Here is a 23,939-nt window from a genome sequence, read left to right as displayed (position 1 = left end):
GTTGATGACTCGAACTGTCTACATCAACTCTGTTCTATGAAATTGCCATTATTTTACACTAGCTTAATGGTGCCAGCAGCGACCCTAAGATATCGTCCGTTAAACTCAGTTTATTATCACTGACTTCTTCAGATAACAAGGCTTTGGCAAGTTCTGCTTTATTTTGCTGTATTTTTTGAATTTTCTCTTCTATTGAATTTTCTATAATATATTTATAAACAAAAACAGGTTTATCTTGTCCAATTCGATACGCTCTGTCAGTTGCTTGATTCTCTACTGCAGGATTCCACCAAGGATCAAAATGAATCACAGTATCGGCAGCGGTTAAGTTTAAACCAACACCACCAGCACGTAAGCTGATCAAAAACACCGGTACTTCACCTTCTTGGAATTTATCGACCACGGCTTGTCTATTGGTTGTTGAACCGGTTAATTTTACAAAATCAATACCTTCAGCTACCAATTCATCTTCTATCAAAGCAAGCATACTGGTGAACTGAGAAAAAATTAATATTTTACGACCTTCAGCAATTTGCTCGGGTAGTGTTTCCATTAAGTAATCAAGCTTGGCTGATTGGTTTACTTTTTTAGCACCTTCAAGTGATAATAACTTAGGGTGATTACACACTTGTCTCAGTTTTAATAACGCATCTAATACTTCTATCTGACTACGCTTTAAGCCTTTGTCAGCAATGATATCTTTTAAACGACTGTCCATCGCTAAACGCACCGATTCATAAAGCTCTGCTTGCTGACCTTCAATACGTAATTTTTGAATGATTTCAGTTTTTGGCGGCAACTCAGTGGCTATTTTATCTTTGGTTCTGCGTAAAATAAATGGCTTGATGCGTTGGTTTAATAACTGCTTACGCTCTTGCTCACCATGTTTTTCTATCGGGGTTCTAAAGAGTTTAGTAAATTGTCTTTGGCCGCCAAGAAAACCGGGTAATAAGAAATTAAATTGTGCCCAAAATTCACCTAAATGATTTTCCATCGGCGTACCGGTCAAACATAATTTATGCTGGGCTTTTAAGGTTAAAAAGGCTTGGTATAATTTTGTTTTAGTGTTTTTTATATAGTGAGCTTCATCGAGCACCAGGTAATAAAATTTTTGCTGGCTATAAAGTGCTAAATCTTTAGTAATTAATGCATAGCTGGTGATGATAATATCGACTTGGTTTTCAAGCCCTTCAAAACAATCAAAATGCTGCTGGCGTTTACTGCCGTGTAAAACGCGATAAGAAAGTTGTGGGGTAAATTTTTCTATTTCATTTGCCCAGTTAAAAATAACACTGGTTGGTGCCACAATGAGCACAGGCTTAGTAAGGCGGCCTTGTTGTTTTTCAATTAACAAGTGCGCTAAGGTTTGAATCGTTTTACCTAAACCCATATCGTCAGCCAAAATACCATTTAACTGATACTCGCGTAAAAACTGCAACCAGTTTAGCCCTTGATGCTGATATGTTCTTAGGGTGGCATTCAATCCTTCGGGTACAGGAACCGTAGTAACTTGTTGGAAGTCTTTCAGTTTGTCAGCCAAACTTCTTAATTTACTGGTACCTGTCGCTATCATTCCTTGGTCATCTAACATCGATAACGTTTGATGTCCTTGAAAACGTGACAGCTCCATGGTGCCATTTTTATTTAAGGCATTGGGCATAAATAGCTCAATAAACTGTTTTAATATCGGTTGGACACTTTGATAACGTAAGGCGACAAAATCTCCGTTTTCTAAATCAACATAAATAGGTGAGTCAGGAGAGATAAGTTTTTCTTTTTCGCGGTCAAGTAACGCCGACTTAGGAAGCTGTTCAATGGCGCCAAGCAAAATAGGAAAGGCGGGCATTTTTTTACCATCAATGGTTAAGTTTAACCCTAATGAGAAAAAGTCGTGGTCATCGGTTTGGATAACTTCTGCATCAAAAACACTGTCGGTAGCGAGTGCCTTATAATAAAAGTCATCAGTAAACGTTATCTGCCAGCCCAAATTTTTAAGCGGTTGCACTTCTTGGTGCAAAAAATGATGCCAAAGATAGCGACCTTGCATCAGCATTGAAAATTTAGGGGTCTTATCTTTATTTAAGTAGTCTTCATTGGTAAAAGTATAACGCTTAGCTTTGGGCTGAACGGTAAATTTTAACGTCGTTAACTTATCAATAACTGCTTGTTCAAAGGTTAAATCTCGATACAGTTTTATTTTTTTATCATTTTCATTTTCATTATCATTATCACTCGCACTTGAGTTTTTTGGGGTAACCGTAACACTTTCATTATGCGGGTTGACTAAATTGCCTTGATAGGAAAAATTAACTTTGACAAAACCTGATTGTGGATCTGCTTCACGGGGTGTTGAAAAGTGTAAATGGACTTCTGGCTTGGTCAACTCTTGTGAATATTCTGTTTTGGGTTTAGGCAAACGCTGCACAGCATCACCTAACGACATTGATAACTTATTCATTACCCAAGGTAATTTATCTTCTTCGAAAACAGGTGAATTGAGTAAGTCTGCTTCAAAATTACATTGTGTATTGGTATTAATTTTACCAAAGCAATTATTCTTTTCATCATAATAACAAAGCGGCTGTGCTTTGATGATAAGAATACTGGTCGAGGGCTCCATGAAGACAAGTTTTAAGGTGTGTAACTTGTTATCAAGGGCTATCCACTGCCACTGAGCTTCTAATGGTTCACCCAAAGTAACTGCTTCATTTAAGTCGTAGCTTGTTTGCCAAAAACAGCGATTGGTTTTGATAATGCGTTCGAATAAATCAAAATACTTAATGTTATCGCCATATTGGTTAGTACGGATCAACTCGGTAAGTACAGCAACATCATCGTTGTTTGCATAAGCACTATTTATCAGCGAACTGGCAGAAAACTCACTGCCAAGTGAACTACTCCATCCACCGCTATTTTTGGGTCGAGCTGATTTAATGCCTAAAGTGAAATAGTCATCTTCGTTATAACTGTTAGGCTTTAAAAAGTACAATAACGATTTTTGTTGGCTATTAGGCTGGTATCTACTGGGTTGAGCTTGAAAACGACTAAGCCATTTATCAATGACTTTTTCAGAAGTCGCAATACTGTTTTGGTCAAAATGTTCGTGAATAAAACACTGCGCTAACGCTGCACCATGCTTACAATCTCGACCAATATAACAATCGCAATAACTGGCAATACCATCATTCTTAATATTTAGCACTAAACGGGTTAAATAAGTACTTTGGCGAGAGCGTTCACTGTAAACGACACCACGAATTATTTCACCATCAAGGGCGCAGGTTTTAATGCCTTTCGCCTGAAAAATACGCGTTCCTTTTTTCCATTCATTTTTGGCAAAGTGTTTTTCAAGTAATTCAGGTGTAAAAGTGTTTGTAGCCATAAGTTTTTAATTATTAAGAATTCAAATAGGTTGTGAATGGATAAATTAGTTTGATATCACTTCTCAAGAGAATAAAAATATCAAGAGGATGATAAATATACATTAATTCAACAGCACTTTCAGGACTTACTGCTAATCGTTAATCATTTATTATATCATCTCAATAGTATCACTGAGAATTAAAACCTTCAATTTGTCTTAATAGTTGTAATTAAAGGGTAATTTTTTTATGAAAGCTCATCTTAAGCACCAAGGCTTAATATAAACACAGGTATCATTTATTCTAAGGGCTATTGGATAGCTGATTATTTGTAATAAAATGGCAAAATCGATAAGTGTTGGTTGCAACTTATGTGGTTAACGATTGTTTATGGGAGTTAAGTAGTCGCATTGAAATATGATCGATGGCGACATTAAGTAAAGCGGTGCACATGATAAGAATTAATGCATTACTGTAGCGTATTTCACTGAAATTACTGTCGATATAAAAACCTAGTGTCATAATACCTAAAATACCAAAGACGGCAGTTTCACGGACGATTATCTCGAATCGATAAAACAATAAAGCCATCATATTGGGATAAATGCTTGGCATTATGTGGTAGTTAAACTTATTTAACGTGCTTATCTGCATCAGAGGGGGCGCTATGGCGTTACTTTGTTGAACCGTTAAGTAGGCGATAACACTGCCATTATGTATGGCTAGGGCAAGAATAGCAGGTAACATCGACGGGCCAAGTAATATTAAAAAAATAAACGCTAAGATATATTCAGGTACTGAACGACCTATGAGTAAAATGAACTGACCCAGGTACACAAGTGGCCCAGGCCATAAATGCTTACTCGCAATGGCATGGGCATTTAAGGTAACAAAGTGGCTAGCCGCTAATGCCAACAAGGCTAAGGTTAGGGTCGATATCGCCCCAGGAATAGCCTGCAAAGTGATAATGTCACTAAACCAAGTGTAAAGTAATGACCATTGCACGTCGGCAAAACTTAAGGTGTTTACTAACGCAGGGGGAATAATATCTTGGCTAATAAAACGTACCAGTAAACTGCTATCTAGCGTAGGGATTTCTACCAAGGTTATACAAGCAACAACAAGATAAATCCCTAATAATTTAGGAGGGCACCAATAACGAATCGTGCCAATAAGCGCAATGAATATTATCAGTAATGCCGCGCCTTCACTGTAGTTTCCTTGTTTAAAAGCGGTTTCTAAATAATAGCCCAACGTGGGCATACCAATAAATCCTAGTACAGCGCTACTGCGCAGCGCACATTCAAAACGGTAGCGTGTGTAGGTAATAAGTTGCGGTAAAACTTGAGCTATTTTACCGTAGGTATAACGGCTAATAATATCTGCCCTGCTGTCAATACTCTCTAATGGACTGTCTGACGATTGATTTATTATATCGTGAAATACTCGAGCAAAAGTGCCAGCAAAGGGAATGGCTATTGCTAAAATTCCTGTTATGGGCGAAAGACCAAAAACTTGTAAAAATAACAGCGCCCAAAAGATTTCATGAATAGCGCGTAAAAAAGCACAGCAGCCAGATACTAAAGGGTGTTGATAGATGAGTGCGAGAGGAGCGCCGATTAGCAGTCCTAAAGATACACCAATAATGGCAAAGTTAAGGGTTTGAATAATCGCTTGAAAAAGGTATTCAGTGGCGAAAAAGTCAGCATGTATCAAGCCTTGAGCCATAAGCGATAACTCAAGTAAAGGGTCGAAATTAACAATTTCTATATCAGCAAAAGGAATAATAACTACGGCGATAAACCATATTGATAAGGTGACTTTTTGCCAATACCCTAATGGGTAAACTGTATTTTGTAGTAATGCCATAAAAATAAACCTACGCGACGGCGTCAGTTTGATAAAGTTTGCTGATCTGCTGTTGGTTAATTGACTGTTTTTTGCTGTCGAGTACCAACCGACCTTTATCTAAGGCGATAACACGATCGAAAGCGCTCATTGCCAATGCACGGTCGTGTACGACCATAATGACACTTTTGTGGCGAGCTAATATTATTTCAAGTAACCGTGACGCCATTAATGGGTCAAGTGCTGAGAAAGGTTCATCGCCAAGAAATATATCTTGTTGTTGATATAAAGCTCTTGCTAAGGCGACACGTTGTCTTTGCCCACCTGAAAGTTTATCTACTGACTTGGCTAAAGGCTCGTCTAGTTCTAACTGCTGACAAAGTAGACCAATATTGCGTAAGTCTTGTTTAAAAGGTCTCATTAAGTTAATAAGATTAAATAACCAGTGGTGGCGAGCTAAAGCACCCATAAATATATTGTGGAAGATACTTAAGTTATCGACTAAGCCTTGGCGCTGAGAACAAAGCGCTGCGCTGGTTTGTAAACGCTGATACAAGTGGTGCAGTAGAGACGATTTTCCTGCACCAGAGGGACCAATAATCGCAACTTTTTCACCTTTATTTATCGTCAGGCTTAGATCAAAGATTACTTGAGTAGCCCCTTTACGCTTAGCTGTATTGTTGCTGGCTGTTTTTTGATGATAAAGGTTTAGGTTGTCGATGGTTATCATTAATCGATAAGTCCTATCTTTTTAGCCACCGTTAATATTGGCTCAAAATCTTTATTTTCAGCGTTGATAAAAGAAGAACGTGGAAAGCTACTCAGTAGCTCAGGGGTATTCATATTGAGAAGTGCCGCCTGCACTTTATTTGCAAAGCCTTTGCCAAATTCAGCATCAACATTGGCGTGTATCGTCCATTGATAATCAGGGTAGGTAGGGGTTTCCCAAATAACACTAACTTTATTGGTGTCTATTTTTCCTGCGCTAAGTGCACTTTGCCATACTTTATAATTAACAGCACCAACTTGGTAAGCGCCCGCTTGAACTTGAGCAATAGTGCGGCTATGGTCACCAGAAAAACCAACACGTTTAAACGCTTGTTGTGGCTTTTTAGCTAAATGTTGCTCAATAAAATATTGTGGCATTAATCGACCTGATGTTGAGCCTTTTGAGCCGAAGGTGAAGGTTTTATCATTTATATCAGGGAAGTTTTCGTTGATCGTTAACCCCGTACTGTGGTGAGCGATAAAATAGCTTTTAAAGAACTGATCTTCATAGCCTTGAGCAATCGCTTGTGATCCAGGCACTAAAATTCGGGCTTGTACACCAGATAAACCGCCGAACCAAGCGAGTTGAACCTGGTTGTTTCTAAAGGCTGTTACGGCGGCAGAGTAAGACTTTACCGGTAGGTATTTTACCTTAACGCCAAGTTCCTTTTCTAAATACAAGGCTACTTTTTCGAAACGGGTTCTTAATTGAGATTCGTTCTCATCAGGGATCGCGGTAAAAGTAAAGTGTGTAGCGATAACGTTGACACTGACTAATAGGCTTAGTATTAACGTTAATGATGTTATCATAGTGGTCAGTATTTTCATTATATCTCTAGTTATTCTTAACCCAATAGTAACGTCAATGTGATGATAATCTTTGTTATATTGATGCAGGGAAATTATGGAAGTTTGATGACGTATTATTACTTAAAAAATAATGATTCACACGCTTTTGCGCAATTTAATCCTTACTCAATATAAAACACCACTAATCAGTATTCATTATTTAAAATATCTACCTGTGTCTATTTACTTGAAACTCAATACACTCAGCAGTAATACTAAAAGCATAACTAAACCCTACCTTTTTACACTCCTTAGCTAAACCTTAAACACTCACTATCAGCTGCGTTTTAATTATTGTGTTTATTTGTTCGGTATTAACTTGATTGTTAATAAGTCGATACCTCCAATGGGGGGTATTGTTATTAACAATGGGGGTTTTCCCTGATGGTCATACCAGTACCAAGACTCTACATTGGTAACAACACATTTACTTTTAGATGTGTACCAAAAATAATAATTAAGTGCTCTATCCTAGAGTAGCTTAAAAAACTTAAGACTATGTGGAGCCAAAAATGAAAAAGAAATTAATAAGCTTAATGATTTCATCTTGTATTGCACTGCCAGCTATTGCTGGAGAAGACAATGTACTTAGTAATATTATCGTTAGCCTAGATGCTAGTCAAATCGCCAGTGTTGCTGATTTTATCGACGATTACGCTATATCGACGAAACATACATATAGCCATGTTTTTACTGGGTTTTCTGCAACAGTTCCGTCGAAATTACTTGCCCAGTTAAGTCAAGATCAACGCGTTTTGAGCGTTTCAAAAGACGGTCGAGTTCACGCAACAAAAAGCACTACAAATCAAGCGGCAGCTTGTAGTTTCTTATTTGGTTGTCAGACTAGTCAGCAAGAGACTCCTTGGGGAATTAGCCGTATAGGTGCAAATACCGATGAAAACACTGGGCAAGGTGTCCATGTTTACGTTATTGATACCGGTATCGATTCTGATCACCCCGATTTAGCCAGCAATGTCTCAAATGGTTATAGTGTTGAAATGTGTCTTGGTTTAGGTTGTTCAAATAATTGGGATGATGATCAAGGGCATGGTACACACGTTGCCGGAACTATTGGCGCATTAGATAATAATCTTGATGTTATTGGCGTGGCTCCGTCTGTTACTTTACATGCGGTTAAAGTATTAAATGCAGCGGGTAGTGGTTCTAATTCAGGTGTTATTGCTGGTATTGATTGGGTAACACAGCAGGCTGAATCATTAGGCGTAGCGGTTGTTGCTAACATGAGTTTGGGCGGCGACGGGTCTAAAACCGGTACCTGTACCAATGACGGTTTTATCGGTAATGATAACTTTCATCGCGCTATCTGTAATGCGAAAAATCAAGGGGTTATTTTTGCTGTAGCAGCAGGAAATGACAGTGCAGATGCTTATGGTTCGACACCTGCAGCTTATGACGATGCGGTGATAACGGTTAGTGCAACGGATATAAATGATGATTGGGCTGGTTTTTCAAACTGGGGCAACGGCACAGCTAGTTGGACTAGCCATCAATCTGCGCCCGTCGCTATTGCAGCGCCTGGCGCGAATATTTTATCGACCAAAAGTGGTGGTGGCACGACGACTATGAGTGGTACATCAATGGCCGCTCCTCACGTTGCCGGTGTTTTAGCGCTTTATTTAGAATCTATATCACTAAACCCTGATGGCAGTGCTTTTGGCGCAGCAAGAGATTGGTTACTTTACAACAGTGAGTCTAATGCTAATTTAACCAATTCAACGGGTCAGCCTCATCAAGAAGATTTTCTTAATGCTGAAATCTTGAAATAAAGTAGTAAATATAAATAGGTAAAATTTACGCATCTTGTCAGGGTGTTTGCTTAACTTGAATTTAATTCAAAGACATTCTGCCAAGGTTAGTCAATTTTACTAACTTACCTTGGCAAAAATAGGCTAAAATATCCTTACTTATTTTAGCGTTGAGCCCTTTATCTTAATGACCTCTATTTCAACCCCAGCCCAGTTTACCGAACTTGGTCTTATTCCACCTTTATTAGCTCGATTAACTGAGCTGGAATATCTGCAGCCCACGCCTATTCAGGCGCAAGCTATCCCAAGTGTTTTAGCGGGACGCGACTTAATTGCAGGGGCAAATACCGGTTCGGGTAAAACAGCCACTTTTGCACTGCCACTTTTACAGCACATCTTTTTGCAACAGCCCACAGATAAAACCTTAAGTAGTAAGAGTAATAAGGGTAATTATGTTACTGGGCTAATTTTGGTGCCAACGCGTGAGCTTGCCAAACAAGTAGCTGACAGCATCAAATCTTATGCTGCGCATTTTAATGGTGCGATTAAAACTGTCGCTGTTTTCGGTGGTGTATCTGTGAATACACAAATGCTAGCATTACGAGGTGGCACCGACATTTTGGTGGCAACGCCGGGCCGATTACTTGATTTAATTTCAACTAATGCCATTAAACTCGATTTGGTTAGCACCTTAGTGCTTGATGAAGCCGATCGGATGTTAAGTTTAGGCTTTACCGAAGAGCTATCTGCGCTATTAGCCTTATTGCCAAAGAAAAAACAAATATTATTATTTTCAGCAACCTTTCCTGAGCAAGTAAAAGCGTTAACCCAAGAATTACTTAACAACCCGATTGAGATACAAGTTCAAAGTGCCGATGCGAGTACGCTAGTTCAGCGTGTTTTTACCGTTAACAAAGGCGAAAAAACAGCAGTGTTAGCACATTTAATTGCAGAAAATGAATGGCGACAAGCGCTTATCTTTGTTAATGCTAAACACCACTGTGAGCATTTAGCTGAAAAACTTGCTAAACGCGGTATTACCGCGGCAGTGTTTCATGGTGATAAAGGCCAAGGCGAACGTAGCCGAGTGCTTGATGGTTTTAAAGCCGGCGAGATTGACGTGTTGATTGCCACAGATATAGCCGCTCGCGGACTAGACATTGAAAAACTGCCAGTAGTCATCAATTTCAACTTACCAAGAAGCCCGTCAGACTATATGCACCGTATTGGTCGAAGTGGCCGTGCCGGTGAAGTAGGTTTAGCCTTATCATTGATTGACCATGAAGACTTTCATCATTTTAGTGTCATTGAAAAGAAAAATAAAATTCGTCTTGAACGCGAACAAGTTAAAGGTTTTGAAGCCGATGAAGTCAGTAGTGATTCAATCACTGCCGCAGAGAAACCCATGGCAAAGCCTGAAGGTACCGGTAAGAAAAAGCGTAAAAAGAAAGCTTCGGCTAATACTATAAACGCTGATATTTGGGCAGGACATGGCGAAGCAGAATAAAAGTGGGTAAGTTCGCAGCTGGATAAATTTTCAGACGACTGAGTTAATATCTCGGTAAACAAATAAAACATCAATCATTAATTTGGTTGGTGTTTTTTTGTTTAATGTTTATGTGTTTTTATTGCTTAACCCTTTGAAAAATATTGGCGCATTAGAGCTTTAGCTATTTAGCGTTAATTTTTTAAGAAGTCAGTGCAGGGGATTTCCCTGATTCAACTAAGGGGAAAACCGGATAGTTTGTTTTTTTCATTTATGGGAATTTAACCGGGTGAATATAAAACTCAATCTAGTCAAAAATAATAACAAAATGACTAGATAACTGTTAATCCAAAGTGAGAAATTTATTATGTCAAAATTTTTTAAAAAAAATGGTACGCACTTATTTATTGCTGTTGCGTTAGGCGCAACGTCGACTTTTAGTGCGGCTCAATCGGTGATTGTCGAATTAGCGCAAGCGCCAGCTGCTCACAAAATTTATAAAGCTCGTAAGGCTGGAACACCTTTAACTAACGAACAAATTCAATCTTATCGCAGTGATTTAAAAGCTCAGCAAGATAATTTTTTAGCACTTTTAGAATCACGTGGTATTGACGCACAAGTTGAATCAGCTAGCTTAGCGATGCCAGGTGGCAATGCGTTATCGGTTGACTATAGATACACTTTGGTTTTTAACGGGGTCACTATCGATGTTAATGATGCGTCAATCGCAGTTTTGTCAGCCTTGCCAGAAGTTAAAAAAGTCCATCAGGTTAGGGAGTTATCGCCAAGTCTTGATAAAAGTACCGCTTACACTAAGGCCCCCAAATTATATGGGCAGATAGCTGAGCTGGGCAGTTATGATGATCACCGTGAAGGTTTTGAAGGTCAAGGGGTATATATCGCCGTTATTGATACCGGTATTGATTGGACTAACGCGATGTTTGGCGCTGATGCCACACCGCCTCGCCATGGTGCACTGCCGCCACTCGCTGCTGCTAATAACAATAAGGTTGCTTACTACTTGCCTATTACCGGCGAAGCGATGGACGCTTTTGGTCATGGTACTCACGTTGCCGCAACGGCTGCTGGTTATTTAGGTTATGCACCCGGTCCTGATAGTTTACCCAATACCGCTGATGATATAGCGGTTCATGGCGTAGCGCCTCAAGCACAATTGATGGGTTATCAAGTGTGTAATGTTGCGGGTCGTTGTCTTTCTCCAGCGACTATTTTAGCGCTTGAAGATGCGGTTTCTCCGCGTAGTTTAACTGGCTATGCTAAACCGGTCGCTGATGTTATTAATTTAAGTCTTGGCGGCGCAGGCGGTCCTGATGATTCAACGGCCGTTGCTGCCAGTAATGCTGCGCTAGCGGGTGTTGTTGTGGTTGCTGCTGCCGGTAACGATGGTCCAGGTGAAAGCACGCTTGGCTCTCCTGCCGCCGGTCGCCATGTCATTGCGGTTGCAGCAAGTAATGATCCGGGGGTTATTCCTAATAGTGTTGAAGTACTTAATGAAGCAGGTACCGCTCCGGATGCAAGTGTTGGCGCTATGTCCGCGGCGTTATCATCTGACTCAAATGCTAAACAACCGATCACGGCTCCACTTGCAGGTCGCTACGTATTTGCCGGACTCGCTGATACGCCAGAGCAAGTACCGGTTACTGTCGCCGGTAATATTTGTTTAGTTAAGCGTGGCAGTACGGCTGAAGCCGCAGATAATGGTACAGGTTTATTTGCTAATAAAGCGGCTAACTGCCAGGCAAAAGGAGCTATTGCTACTGTCGTCTATAACAGTGAAGCAGGAGATCTTGGCGCAGTATTAGCGCCAGCAGCAACACCCGTAGTAACAATTTCTGGTACTAACGGCAATATTTTACAATCACTAGGCTATGACAGTGCAGGTGTTTCTATGCGTTCGATTCAGCTAAACCCGATGGATCCAAGTATGTTCGAACCCGGTATTGCTGGCTTTAGTTCTCGTGGTCCAATTATCGGTTTGGGGCAAATCAAAGCAGATTTAGCCGCGCCAGGGGTAGCTATATTAGCCGCGACAACTAAAACAGGTCCTCCGGTTGCTTCAATGGCTGATGCGAGTGGTTACACGCAAGCGAGCGGTACAAGTATGGCTTCACCCCATGTTGCCGGTGCTGCCGCTTTGGTTCGACAGGTTAACCCTGATTGGTCGGTAGCAACAATAAGAGCTGCCTTGATGAATACCGCTACCAACCCACGTTATGGTGATGGTACACCAAAAGCAGATAACGAAAATAATGACAGTATTCTTGCACAAGGTGCTGGATTAATTGATGTTTATGCAGCAGCACATGCCAAAGCTATCATGGGTGTTACCGGTGATGGTGTTATTGAACCTGAATTTCTTGCCAGTTATTCCTTTGGTACTTTACCGGTGATTAACAACCGTATTACTCATCATGAACCAGTAACCGTGACCTTAAAAGGGCTAGATGCAGGTGAGGTAACTTACCAGTTAAGTGTCGCTAATAACCGTGAGCTGGAAATTGACGGGCTTGCTGTTGAGTTATCAACCGATACATTGACCGTTAACGCGAATGGGGAAGTTACTTTTGACGTTAATGCGGTTATCGACGGTGATAAAGTCCGTAATACTTGGATTGAACGTGGTAACAATGATATTTCACATTTGCAAATGATGTGGTATGTCATTGCTGAGCGAGCCGATGGCGGTGAAACATTACGTATGCCATTCTATTTAAAACCAACCATGTCAGAACCTGCTGGAGTTGTTGGCAATCAGTCTACCGCTTATCAAGGGACATTATTAGCCGGTGATAATAACGCAGCAGCCGTTGCGGGTGTTACTTACCAAGACTATCCAATTGATGTAGATGGCTCTGTTTTTCAGTTAACCGCTGACTTAAACTATACAGGCAACGGGGTCGATGATATTGATTTGTTTTTATTAGATCCAGCCGGTAACGAATTAGCCAAATCAACGAATAGTGGCGAGCCTGAGCACATCACTGCATCAGTTTCTATGGCTGGTACCTATATCGTTCGTGTCTCAGGTTGGGCTAACGCGCCGGTTGATTATGACTTAGTGGTCACTAAAGCATTGGGTGGTTTAGCGCCTACTTTAGCGGCACCTGCTGCTGACTACACTAATAATGATGATCAAAGTGTTGATTTCGATGGCAATATCACTTTATCGTGGACCGCTAATGGCGGCGAGTCTGGCTTTGAAATTGAACACTCTACGGATGGTGTCGACTTCTCGCCGATTGCATTGGTTGATGAGATGACCTCGAGCTATAACGTGGTTAATGCCGCTAATGGATTGAATCATTACCGCATGCGTGCCTTGTTTGATGGCCGTATTGGTTATTATGTCTCAATGCCAAGTGAATCTGTGGCAGTGCTAGTAGACCGTCGAAGCCAAGAAGATATAACTGCAGATATTCATACAACAATGTCTAATGTTAACTTAACAACCGGTGTTTTTAGTCTTGATTTATCGATGACAAACGACAGTGGCAACGATTATATACCTAACATCGAGTTAACGGTGTTTGATATATATTCAAATAGCGGAAATGTTAAAGTGATTAACGCGGATAGTGGCGGTGGTAGTCATGGCGATTTTGATTACTCAAAACAGCTTGGCAGCGATGAAGTTTTTTCTTCGCAAGAAATGACGGAAATAAGAACGCTTCAGTTTTCTAATACTCCAACTGAACTGTTTAGATTTAAAGTTAAGGTAACAGCTTATAAACAGCGTCAATCGACAACCACTAACGCGGCAGAAATTCAAGCGGCAGAAGTTGCTTCCGAGCCAAGTTTACAACAGCAAGTTATCCAGGTGATAGTTAATCCGTTAACGGGCAGTGTTGTTAGTGAGTTAGTAAATGATACCGCTAATACTTTACCGTAAACTTCATCGACCCTAAGTAGCAACAGCGATGGTTTAAGCCATAATGTTGTTAAGTTAAGAGCCACCCTAGTAGGGTGGCTTTTTTTTAGTGGCTAGTGTGAAATTGTTGATATAGTTTGTTTTTATAGCGTTTTTGACTTTCTGTTATTAATATCACTCTATGTTACTATCGCTGTATTAAATGGAATTAAGTTAATTTAACGAACTACCTTAATACAGTGTTTACTTCAAATGAGATGTTATCTTCATGTTAAGTATAGTGAGTTCATATGTTCGATGTTAAGCGCTCCCGCCTGTTAAAGGCGATAAAAATCATCCCCAAAAACTATGGGTATGCTTTCTTTTTGTTAACGCAGATATTATTTTCAAGCGACACATTGTCAAATAGTGACTTTACCGCTATTTTTGAAAAACATAGTGCGGTTATGTTAATTATTGAACCTAAAACCGGCAATATTCTTAAGGCAAATTCAGCGGCTCATCATTTTTATGGTTTTGCAAAGAAAGAGTTAGAGTCACTGTCTATTCAAGATATTAACTTGTTGAGTGCAGAGCAAGTTGCTTCAGAAAGAGCCTTAGCTAAATCAGAAAATAGAAATTATTTCATCTTTAGACATAAAATTAGCAATGGTGATATCAAAACAGTGTCGTCGTATTCCATTCCGATAAATTTTAATAGTCAAGCGGTACTGTTTTCCATCATCCAAGACGTAACAGCGGAAAGGAAATATCAGCAAGCGCTATGGCATTACCAAAGTAATTTAGAAAAACTGGTCGACAAACAAGTTAGCCAAATAGATAAAACTAAAAAAGACTTAATACAACTATTAGTGATTGGTATCTTATTATTATCTACCTTGACCTTCTTTTTACTCTTTATGCTAAAACGAAAAAATGAAGCCGAAGCACAGCGCTCATTAATCGCCCAAATAGTAGAGCAAAGTCCGGTCTCAATTCAAACGACAGACCTCAATGGTATTATCACTTATGTTAATAAAGAATTTATTAACAGTTCCGGATTTGAAGCAACTGAAGTGATTGGTAAAAAAACAAATATTCTTAAATCGGGATTTCATCAGACCAGTTTATATGAAAACTTATGGGCAACGATAACATCAGGCAAACACTGGGCAGGGGAATTTTATAATCAGCGAAAAAACGGTGATAATATTTGGGAAAAAGCCAATGTGTATCCTCTAAAAGACGCTAAAAATAAAATCACTAGTTATGTGAGTATTAAAGAAGATATTACCCAAATTAAGCAAGATGAAAAGCAGCTCAGACTCGCTTCAACCGTATTTAAAACCGCGACAGAAGCTGTGATGGTTACCGATGTAGATAATAATATTGTTGCAGTTAATCAAGCCTTTATATTAATTACTGGCTACGAGGAACAAGAAGTCTTAGGTAAAAATCCGGCTTTGTTAAGCTCAGGGCATCATGATAATGAGTTTTACCAACGAATGACTACAGATCTAGAAAACTTGGGACAATGGCAAGGTGAAATCTGTAATCGACGGAAAAATGGTGAGGTTTTTTATGAATGGTTGTCTGTTACTGCTTTGAAGGATGAGTTTGGGCAATTAGAGTCTTATGTTTCATTATTTAGCGATATTACTAAACGTAAAAAGGCCGAAGATAAAATATATCGCCAAGCCAATTATGATTCATTAACCGGTCTCGCCAATCGGAATTTACTCGTCGACAGGTTTGAGTATACTTTAGAAATTGCTCAACGGGACAAGAATAGGGTTGCGATATTTTTTATTGATTTAGATGGCTTTAAGAATGTCAATGACACCTTTGGCCACGCTAAAGGAGATCTGCTGCTAAAATTAACCACACAGCGCATCAAGGAAACCGTGAGAAAGGCAGACACCGTGAGTCGTTTAAGTGGTGATGAGTTTGCAATAATCTTGTCGGGGGACAATAGTGTCTTTAGTTGTGAAAAAATTGCCAGTCAGATATTGGATAAAATTGCCAAGCCATTTCAATTAGTAGAAAGAGAAGCTTATGTTACCGCAAGTATAGGTATATCGATATTTCCAGACGATGGCAGCACATACGAAGAGCTATTAAGCAAGGCTGATAGTGCTATGTATAAAGCCAAAGAAAAAGGTAAGAATAATGTGCAATTTTTTACCAAAGAAATGGATGTTAAGGCCCAACAAAGAAGATATTTAGAAGTTGAGTTGCGCAAGGTTATTGTCAACAATGAGTTAATTTTACATTACCAACCGATTCATCAAGTCAGTACCAATAAAATTGTTTCTGCTGAAGCCCTAGTTAGATGGCTGCATCCGATAAAAGGCTTGGTTCCACCCGCTGAGTTTATTGCATTAGCAGAAGATATTGGTTTTATTATTGAGATTGGTGACTGGGTCTTAGAACAAGCTTGTAAGCAAGCTAAACGCTGGCAAAGCCAATTTGACCATGCCCCAAAAATATCAGTTAATATTTCGAGTGTACAGTTTCAACGTCAGGATTTTATCAGTAAACTTGAAACTATCTTAGCAAAAACCCAGCTTGCTCCAGATTCACTTATTCTTGAAATGACTGAAAGCTTATTAATTCAAGAAGATGATCAAACTTTAATTCAATTGTTAGCTATAAGAGCTATGGGTATAGAGCTTTCTATTGATGACTTTGGTACCGGTTACTCATCACTTAGCTATTTAAAACGTTTTCCTATTAGTATATTAAAAATAGACCGCGCTTTTATTAAAGACATTACCTTTAACTCAGAAGATGAAGCTTTGGCTTGCGCTATCTTGTCGATGGCGAAAAGTTTAGGTTTAAAAGTGGTTGCTGAAGGGGTTGAAGATCTTGCTCAATGTCAATTATTAACAAAGCATCAGTGCCATTATATTCAAGGATATTTCTTTAGTCGTCCGCTAGAAGAAGATGCCTTTATTGACTACCTTAACGGCAATATCTAGCAAGGATAGTCATTAATTTTCTAGGGAAATCGTAAGACAATTACTAACTTTCGCAAGTAACGCTTAATTGTTTTACTAAAGACTAGCGCAGAAAGTTAATGATAGTTTACGGACTTTCGAATAAAGTTTATCAACAGAGTGTTTATCAATGTAGCTAGGCACAATTATAAAATTACTGATTGTATGGAGAAGTTTATGCACAAGAAAAATTTAGTTGTTTTTATTATGACGTTACTGGTGAGCTTTAGTTCACTTGGCAATGAAGCGGTTTTTAGGCCGGTTGAAGCACTTTTTTCAGCGATGTCAGCCGTTGATCATCTTAAAATGAGAGCGGTGGTTACCGATGATTTTCAGTTGTTAGAAGCAGGTGAAGATTGGAACATTGAAGATTTAATTCAAGTTGTTAAACCCTCGAAATATAAACGAAGAAACTACTTTGGCGTTATTAAAACAAGGGTGTATGGCGATATTGCGTGGGTGAGTTACTGGAACAAAGCAACTTTTAATAATGGAAAAAAAGAAAGTACAGTAGCTTGGTTAGAAAGTGCAGTCATGGTAAAAGTGGCGGGGCAATGGAAAATGCAAATGCTGCATTCAACAAAAATCAAAGCGAAAGATATTCCTAAAAGCATTTTATTGTCTGAATATGTTGACTAACGTGTAGTCAACAGACTTAGATGTTACTGAGTGGTAAAATTGGATAAAATAGTGACCGGCAGTCGAATAAAACTGTCTTTCCCTTAAGCTGCTAAAACAGTTTATAATCGCATCGAAAATAACGACGAAAAATTTCATTGGCAGCTGATTTTGAACATTCAAAGTATCTCCTTAAATTTTATTCCCTTTTTCTCGAGTTAAAATAAGCATTTGTTTTAACACGTTGATTTATATTATTGGAAAATTGAAAAGCACATGCTCAAGAAAAACTTACGCTGGCTAACTGTATTTGTATTATTGTTTATTTTTATTGTACTCGGTTCATCAATTAAACATCATTATCACAATAAACTGGTTTCAATGGATGAGAGGCTTACGGAAGTTTCGGGTATTGAATTTGACAAGAAAGGTAAACTTTGGGCAATCAATGATGGTGGCGATGAGCCAAATCTATATCGTGTTGAACCCGATGGAAAAATAAGTAAAACGGTGTTGATCACTAACGCTAAAAATATTGATTGGGAAGATATGACCCAAGACGATTTTGGCCATTTCTTTTTAGGTGATTTTGGCAACAACGACAATAAGCGAAAATGGCTCACCATCTATAAAATAGAAAACCCTATTGATATTAAGGGCGATAGTACCAGTGCTGAGATAATTAAATTTATGTATCCAGAGCAAAATAGTTATCCACCAAAAGAACATCAGAAAAAATATGATTTAGAAGCCTTTGTTTTTTACAAGAAGAAATTGTATTTATTCACCAAAAACAGATCAGTGCCATTTGATGGCGAAACGAATTTATATCGAATAGGGGCCTATGCCGCTAATCACCAGGCAAAAAAACTTAGCTCTTTTACTACCTGTACTCACCACGAAAAACTCTGTTGGGTAACTTCTGCGGCGTTAAGCCCCAATAAAAAGAAGCTGGTGTTATTAGACTCACAAAGATTATGGTTATTTGAAAACTGGCAAGGAGATGACTTTTTTTCAGGTGATGCCTATCAAATTAATCTAGGCACCATTACCCAAAAAGAGTCAGTGACTTTTTATGATGACAATACGGTTGTTTATACTGACGAAGAGTTTATGGGCATAGGCAGGAATGCCTATTTAATTAAACTTGATGAACGAAGAAAAGTACCCGTTCAATCATTCAGTGATTGAGCTATCTAAATAGTGTTACCGATATCAACTATGTTTAATAATAAAAATAGTCAGGTAAATGACATTCTCAAAAATAGCGTTAGTGAATGATAAAATAGATTGGTAAATGTCAGTTGAAATAGCGACAATGCTATTTAGCTAAGTTTTGTATTTTAAGGAAAGGTAATGAACCCAATTATTCAGGCACTAAAAGAATTAAATGTAAGTGAAGACAAAATTAAAGAACTTTTTCAAGTACTCACCGAAAATCCGATGATGGCGATGATGAATATTCAGTCATTGGGTTTACCGCCAGAGAAACTGCAAGCCATTATGATGATGGTAATGTCTAGCCCTGAGCTGATTAAAGAAGCGGTTGAAGAGTTAGGTTTAGATTTTGCTAAAGTTGAAGCGGCTAAAGCTAAACTTAAAGAAAATCAATAATAGTTTAGTAATAGTTATTGATGGCTAAGCCCAATAAAAAATCCCCTGAAAAGTCTGTTGATATTTATTGCAGTAAGTGCCGAGCACCTCTGTATAAATACAAAAAAGGTGGCAAGGGGGCGTTGGTTAAATGTTTTAAAGCTCGCATAGTTAAAGATTTTACCGTGATATCTTGTGTGTGCCCAAACTGTGCAGCTGTCTTTGCTCGGGAGACGTTAATTCGTGGTATGCCAGCCTTTAAAATGATTGGTGGCAAAGTGACCTTTAAATAAAAGTTGTTTAGCCGATAGCTTAATTACAGCGGTTGAGGTTGGATAAATGAATGCAGATAACGTTTTAAATTTTTGGTTTAAAGAAGTCAAACAATCACAGTGGTGGCTAAAAGACCTGGCGTTTGATGCGTGCATTAGCCGTAAGTTTTCGGCTGTACATCAGGCAGCAAATAGTGGTGAGTTATTCAAATGGCGACTTACAGCTAAAGGGCGACTTGCTGAAATTATTATTTTAGATCAGTTCTCTAGAAATATATATCGTGATGCGCCAGGTGCTTTTGCTTGTGACCCTTTAGCTTTAGGGCTTGCTCAAGAAGCAATAGCAGTTGGCGCTGACCAAGCTTTGAATAACATAGAAAGAAATTTCTTGTATATGCCGTTTATGCATAGTGAGTCTTTAGTGATACATGAAATCGCTGTTAAACTCTTTGCCGAGAATGGCGTTGCTTCAAGTATCAATTTTGAAAATAAACATAAAATAATCATCGAAAAGTTTGGTCGTTATCCGCACCGCAATAAAATTCTTAACCGGGAATCTAGTCAAGCAGAACGTGAGTTTTTAACACAAGCCAATTCATCTTTTTAAAAAGGAAGCGTAGTTTTCATGGATCCAAAAATAGATTTTACCTCATACACCTTAGCAGAATTACACTCAGCAGCAGAGCATATCGACAGTGAGCAATACCCAGAGCAGTCTGGAGAAATTAATAAGTTGATAGCAGAGCAAGCTGTCGTTGCATCTGTGCCAGCAGAGCAAGCTGTCGTTGAGCCTGTAACAGTAGACAATGTGAAAAGAGTGGGCGAAAAAGCAACACGTTTAGACCGCTTTTATGCGGCATTAATTGATGGTCTTATTGGTATATTTGCCGCTGTACCTATTTTTATCACTGTCGGTTTTGATAAATTAGCAGAACCTACTTTTTCTTTAACCGTAATGTTACTTGCTTATGGACTTATTGCTGGTCTTGTCTTACATGGTTACCTGCTTTACCATTATGGACAAACCATAGGCAAGAATTTTATGTCCATTCGTATTGAAAATTTAGATGATAGTAAGGCAAGTTTAACAACAATTTATCTTAAGCGTATGATACCAATGCAACTACTTTCACTTGTTCCTTTTGGGGGGCAAATTATCTCAGGTCTTGTAAATCCTCTCTTTATCTTTGGTAAAGAAAAGCGTTGTCTACATGACTATGTCGCAAAAACAAAAGTCTGTTATACCAATAACTAAACTTATTTAATGATGAAGTCTGCATGTTTACTAACTTAGTTTGGTAATAAACATGCAGTTATTTTATGATAATCACTTTGCTATTATCTGCTCGTGATTTATCTTTATAAGCCGTTGTGATATTGGCTGTTTGTTGATTCAGGCACCATGATATTAAGTGTCTCAGGAACGTTGATGTTACCTTTGAGCAAGGCTTCAAATTGGCTAATCAATAACGCTTTGTCCGGTGTTTCTTTATCACCTGAGCCAATGTTAGTCAGGTCAATCATAAAACCGTCAAATAAATCACTTAGGTCTTCAATAATTTCAGTATTTAAAAACTGGTCTTGATTATAAATACTTGGATAGCCTGCTTTTTGTTTGTCGATAGCAAACGAAACACCTTTTAAGTTAGTGATACTGGTTGATTTATCACACGACAGCATACAGCCGTTATCAATACGTGGTTTTTCACAGCCAACACTTTGTTGGAAGAAACATTGTCGGCTGGCCATCAATAAAATAGGGTGGTAAATACTATAGAAAAGTTTGAAGTTTTCAGGACGAGCGATATTTCTAATTTGTTGACGGTTTATTTCGTTAGAAATAAACGCACCTTTACAATCAAAGCCTTCTTGCATAGCAAGCAAGGCGTAAGAGTTAGTGGTGTTTAAGAACGGCCCAGCTATCCATTGAATACCTAAAAGGTTTGCCTCATAGGCGATACCGGTATTATTGGTCACAATCAGCGCAGGTTTGACTTGTTGTAAAATATTGACCGCAACGTCGTAATCTTTGCCAATTAATACCGAAGGAAACCAAGGGATCAAACGAGGGTTTTCTTTAAGAAAACCGACATACTTAGTACAACCGCGTTTATAAGCTTCGGGTAATTTAAAGTAAATATCTGCCGAGGTTAACTTTGCTAATTCGACATCACTTTCATCACAAATAAGAATGGATAACTCGGCTTTTGCATCGCCAGTGGTGGTGTGTTTAGGATGATTGGCTAACTTAGGTAATTGAACTTCTGGTAACACGGCTTTTGAGTTATTTAACAAAAAAGCGGCTTCATTTTTTAACACGGTTAATTCTTTAAAAGGAATGCTTAAGCCAGCTGCTAAGTCATCGGTGATTATTTCAATTAAATCGAAATGGGCATTGTTAAAACTTTTAAAACGTTTTTCAAGGGTTTCTCGGTCAATGCTCAGTTTGCCACTCTTTACTAAGTGGCTTTGTGAATTAAGTGTGTAACTTTTAACCTCAAGCCCTTTCTCGCTATCTTTAGCATCAGCAAAAGCTTGCTGTTGAGAAAGTTCTTTTGTCGTTACTGTCAAGGTAAGAGGTTGATCTAATTTACCTGAAATAGCCAGTGTTAGCGGTATTTTGCCTATGGTTAAATGTTTTATTTTATCGTCAACAGAGGCATTGATCAGCTGTTTTTCATCATTAAGTTTTTGTTCAACTTCTTGGATTTGTACAATTGATATCGCATTGCTTTTATCGACAGCGTGGTATTTAGAGTTATCACGCGGGTTTTCAATAAACATTGACTGATTTAAATCACCACGTAAAAAGGCGTTGGAGAAGTCGCGGTTAAAGACTTTATAAAGGCGTTCGCCGTCTTCAAGTAATTCACCTGTTTTAAGGAAACCATCAATTTGTTTGCGAAAGCTATCAACAACCGTATGAACGTAGCTGGCACCTTTTATACGTCCTTCAATTTTAAAAGAATGCACTCCGGCTTCAATTAGCGCAGGTAAATCAAAAAAGGCGGAGTTATCTTTAATATTTAACGGAAATTTATTACCGGTTGCGGTTGGTTGATATTCTTCACGACAGGCTTGGCTACAACGACCGCGATTTCCTGAATTGCCAACACTTGCTGAGGTTGAATAACAAAGACCTGAGAAGGCAACACATAATGAACCATGCACAAAAACTTCTGTTAAGGTATCGTGTGCTCGTCCTGCTGCTGCCATCGCGGTGATTTCACGTAAGTCTAACTCTCTTGATAAATTTACCCGTGACGCACCGAGTTTTTTCAAGAAAGGTATTTGACCAACATTGTGGGTGGTTAATTGTGTTGATGCGTGAATATCTAAGGTCGGGAAATGCTTGGTAAGCAGATAGAACATACCAATATCTTGCACGATAACACCATCAAGGGTGGTGTTGGCTAGTTTAGTTAATAATTTAGCCAGTGAAGCAAATTCTCGCTCTAAAATCACCACGTTTAAGGTTAAAAATATTTCACATTGATACTGATGAGCTAAGCGAATAACGCCGACAAGTTGATCAAAGGAGATATTAGTCGCACGATTACGGGCGTTAAAAGTATCTAGGCCACAGTAAACGGCATCGGCTCCAGCAATAATCGCTGCTTTAATTGCTTCGACATCACCGCCGGGTGCTAATAACTCTATTTTTTGATCCATGGGGTCACTTATCTTCACTTAAATTTAAAGGTGGCGATTTTACCGATATATTTCCTTAATGAATACCGTTAAAGTAACTTATTATTTTATATTTGCTATAAATAAACGCCCATGAAGCCAAACTCGTCGCTACCTGTACTCTATTCCTTAAGAAACTGTCCCTATGCAATGCGCGCAAGAATCGCAATATATTATGCAAAACAGACAGTTGCATTACGTGATCTGGTGTTAACTGACAAACCCGCTGAAATGATTGCGGTATCACCCAAAGGTACGGTGCCGGTTTTAGTCACCGAACTTGTCAATGGAGAGCCACGGGTGATTGAAGAAAGCTTAGAGGTTATGCTGTGGGCATTAGATAAAAGCGATCCCGATAATCTTTTGCATAGTGATATCCCTCATTTATTACCCGAAATGTTATCGCTAATTTCAATATTTGATGATGAATTTAAACAATGTTTCGATAAATATCAGTGTGCAAAACGTTATCATGAAGATTCACTGGTCAGCGACAGAGCTGCGTGTGAAAAATATATAGCCGATTTAGAGCAACGTCTACAACTTACTGAATTTCTTGTGTCAGACAAAAACAGTTTGGCTGATATCGCTTTATTGCCTTTTATTCGCAAGTTTTCAAAAGTAGAGCGACAGTGGTATTTACACTCCCCCTATCCGAAACTTAGGGCATGGCTAAATAACTACTTACAAAGCCGGATGTTCAGTAAAGTGATGACCCAATACCCCTTGTGGTTGGAAAATAAAGCGGTGATAACTTTTGGTAACGACCATTAAAAAGTCTTAATTAAGTTTCCTTAAGCTTTTCTTAAGAAAACTTAAT

At 38.8% G+C, this 23,939-nt stretch carries 16 protein-coding genes; 11 read left to right on the top strand and 5 right to left on the bottom strand.

Features of this window, described 5'->3' with window-relative positions; all coding sequences use genetic code 11:
- Positions 1 to 58: 58 nt before the first annotated feature.
- From ESZ26_RS01925 to ESZ26_RS01910, 4 genes are all read right to left on the bottom strand, one after another.
- Entirely contained in the window at positions 59 to 3,382 is a 3,324-nt protein-coding gene (locus ESZ26_RS01925; RefSeq protein ID WP_146797221.1) for a DEAD/DEAH box helicase, read from the bottom strand.
- 349 nt (positions 3,383 to 3,731) lie between these two features.
- Complete coding sequence (locus ESZ26_RS01920) at positions 3,732 to 5,231, bottom strand: PhnE/PtxC family ABC transporter permease (protein WP_146797223.1); 1,500 nt, start codon at positions 5,229 to 5,231, stop codon at positions 3,732 to 3,734.
- Between the two features lie 10 nt (positions 5,232 to 5,241).
- Positions 5,242 to 5,940, bottom strand: a complete 699-nt coding sequence (locus ESZ26_RS01915) for an ATP-binding cassette domain-containing protein (RefSeq protein WP_146797225.1) — start codon at positions 5,938 to 5,940, stop codon at positions 5,242 to 5,244.
- On the bottom strand, positions 5,940 to 6,788 hold the full coding sequence (locus ESZ26_RS01910) for a putative selenate ABC transporter substrate-binding protein (protein WP_425321256.1): 849 nt from the start codon (positions 6,786 to 6,788) through the stop codon (positions 5,940 to 5,942). The genes ESZ26_RS01915 and ESZ26_RS01910 overlap by 1 nt, the downstream gene beginning before the upstream one ends.
- Before the next feature lie 551 nt (positions 6,789 to 7,339).
- Here ESZ26_RS01910 and ESZ26_RS01905 point away from each other — a divergent pair.
- The 10 genes from ESZ26_RS01905 (at position 7,340) to ESZ26_RS01860 (ending at position 20,684) form a co-directional block, all read left to right on the top strand.
- On the top strand, positions 7,340 to 8,614 hold the full coding sequence (locus ESZ26_RS01905; RefSeq protein ID WP_146797231.1) for a S8 family serine peptidase: 1,275 nt from the start codon (positions 7,340 to 7,342) through the stop codon (positions 8,612 to 8,614).
- A 166-nt stretch (positions 8,615 to 8,780) separates the two neighbouring features.
- On the top strand, positions 8,781 to 10,100 hold the full coding sequence (locus ESZ26_RS01900) for a DEAD/DEAH box helicase (protein ID WP_146797234.1): 1,320 nt from the start codon (positions 8,781 to 8,783) through the stop codon (positions 10,098 to 10,100).
- A 346-nt stretch (positions 10,101 to 10,446) separates the two neighbouring features.
- The gene (locus ESZ26_RS19540) at positions 10,447 to 13,989 is read left to right on the top strand and encodes a S8 family serine peptidase (protein ID WP_146797238.1); all 3,543 of its coding nucleotides are present in this window, start codon (positions 10,447 to 10,449) and stop codon (positions 13,987 to 13,989) included.
- Between the two features lie 269 nt (positions 13,990 to 14,258).
- Complete coding sequence (locus ESZ26_RS01890) at positions 14,259 to 16,928, top strand: EAL domain-containing protein (RefSeq protein WP_146797241.1); 2,670 nt, start codon at positions 14,259 to 14,261, stop codon at positions 16,926 to 16,928.
- 195 nt (positions 16,929 to 17,123) lie between these two features.
- A complete protein-coding gene (locus tag ESZ26_RS01885; RefSeq protein WP_170246286.1) occupies positions 17,124 to 17,585 on the top strand; it encodes a nuclear transport factor 2 family protein in 462 nt (153 codons plus the stop codon).
- A 255-nt stretch (positions 17,586 to 17,840) separates the two neighbouring features.
- On the top strand, positions 17,841 to 18,755 hold the full coding sequence (locus tag ESZ26_RS01880; protein WP_146797247.1) for a hypothetical protein: 915 nt from the start codon (positions 17,841 to 17,843) through the stop codon (positions 18,753 to 18,755).
- Between the two features lie 165 nt (positions 18,756 to 18,920).
- Positions 18,921 to 19,178, top strand: a complete 258-nt coding sequence (locus ESZ26_RS01875; protein ID WP_146797251.1) for a DUF2999 family protein — start codon at positions 18,921 to 18,923, stop codon at positions 19,176 to 19,178.
- Positions 19,179 to 19,198: 20 nt separating this feature from the next.
- Positions 19,199 to 19,450, top strand: coding sequence for a hypothetical protein (locus ESZ26_RS01870; protein WP_146797254.1), 252 nt, complete (start codon positions 19,199 to 19,201; stop codon positions 19,448 to 19,450).
- Positions 19,451 to 19,496: 46 nt separating this feature from the next.
- Complete coding sequence (locus tag ESZ26_RS01865; RefSeq protein WP_146797256.1) at positions 19,497 to 20,036, top strand: DUF924 family protein; 540 nt, start codon at positions 19,497 to 19,499, stop codon at positions 20,034 to 20,036.
- A gap of 18 nt (positions 20,037 to 20,054) precedes the next feature.
- Complete coding sequence (locus ESZ26_RS01860; protein WP_146797259.1) at positions 20,055 to 20,684, top strand: RDD family protein; 630 nt, start codon at positions 20,055 to 20,057, stop codon at positions 20,682 to 20,684.
- 104 nt (positions 20,685 to 20,788) lie between these two features.
- On the opposite strand, the gene ESZ26_RS01855 is transcribed toward ESZ26_RS01860, so the two are convergent.
- Positions 20,789 to 23,101, bottom strand: a complete 2,313-nt coding sequence (locus ESZ26_RS01855; protein WP_146797262.1) for a peptidase U32 family protein — start codon at positions 23,099 to 23,101, stop codon at positions 20,789 to 20,791.
- Between the two features lie 111 nt (positions 23,102 to 23,212).
- Between ESZ26_RS01855 and ESZ26_RS01850 the strand changes: the two genes are divergently transcribed.
- Entirely contained in the window at positions 23,213 to 23,893 is a 681-nt protein-coding gene (locus ESZ26_RS01850; protein ID WP_146797265.1) for a glutathione S-transferase, read from the top strand.
- Positions 23,894 to 23,939: the final 46 nt, after the last annotated feature.

Source organism: Colwellia hornerae (assembly GCF_007954355.1).
GTDB classification, from domain to species: Bacteria; Pseudomonadota; Gammaproteobacteria; order Enterobacterales; family Alteromonadaceae; genus Colwellia_A; species Colwellia_A hornerae.
Note: the sequence above shows the minus strand (reverse complement) of the source record. Positions and strands in the feature narration are given on the sequence as shown.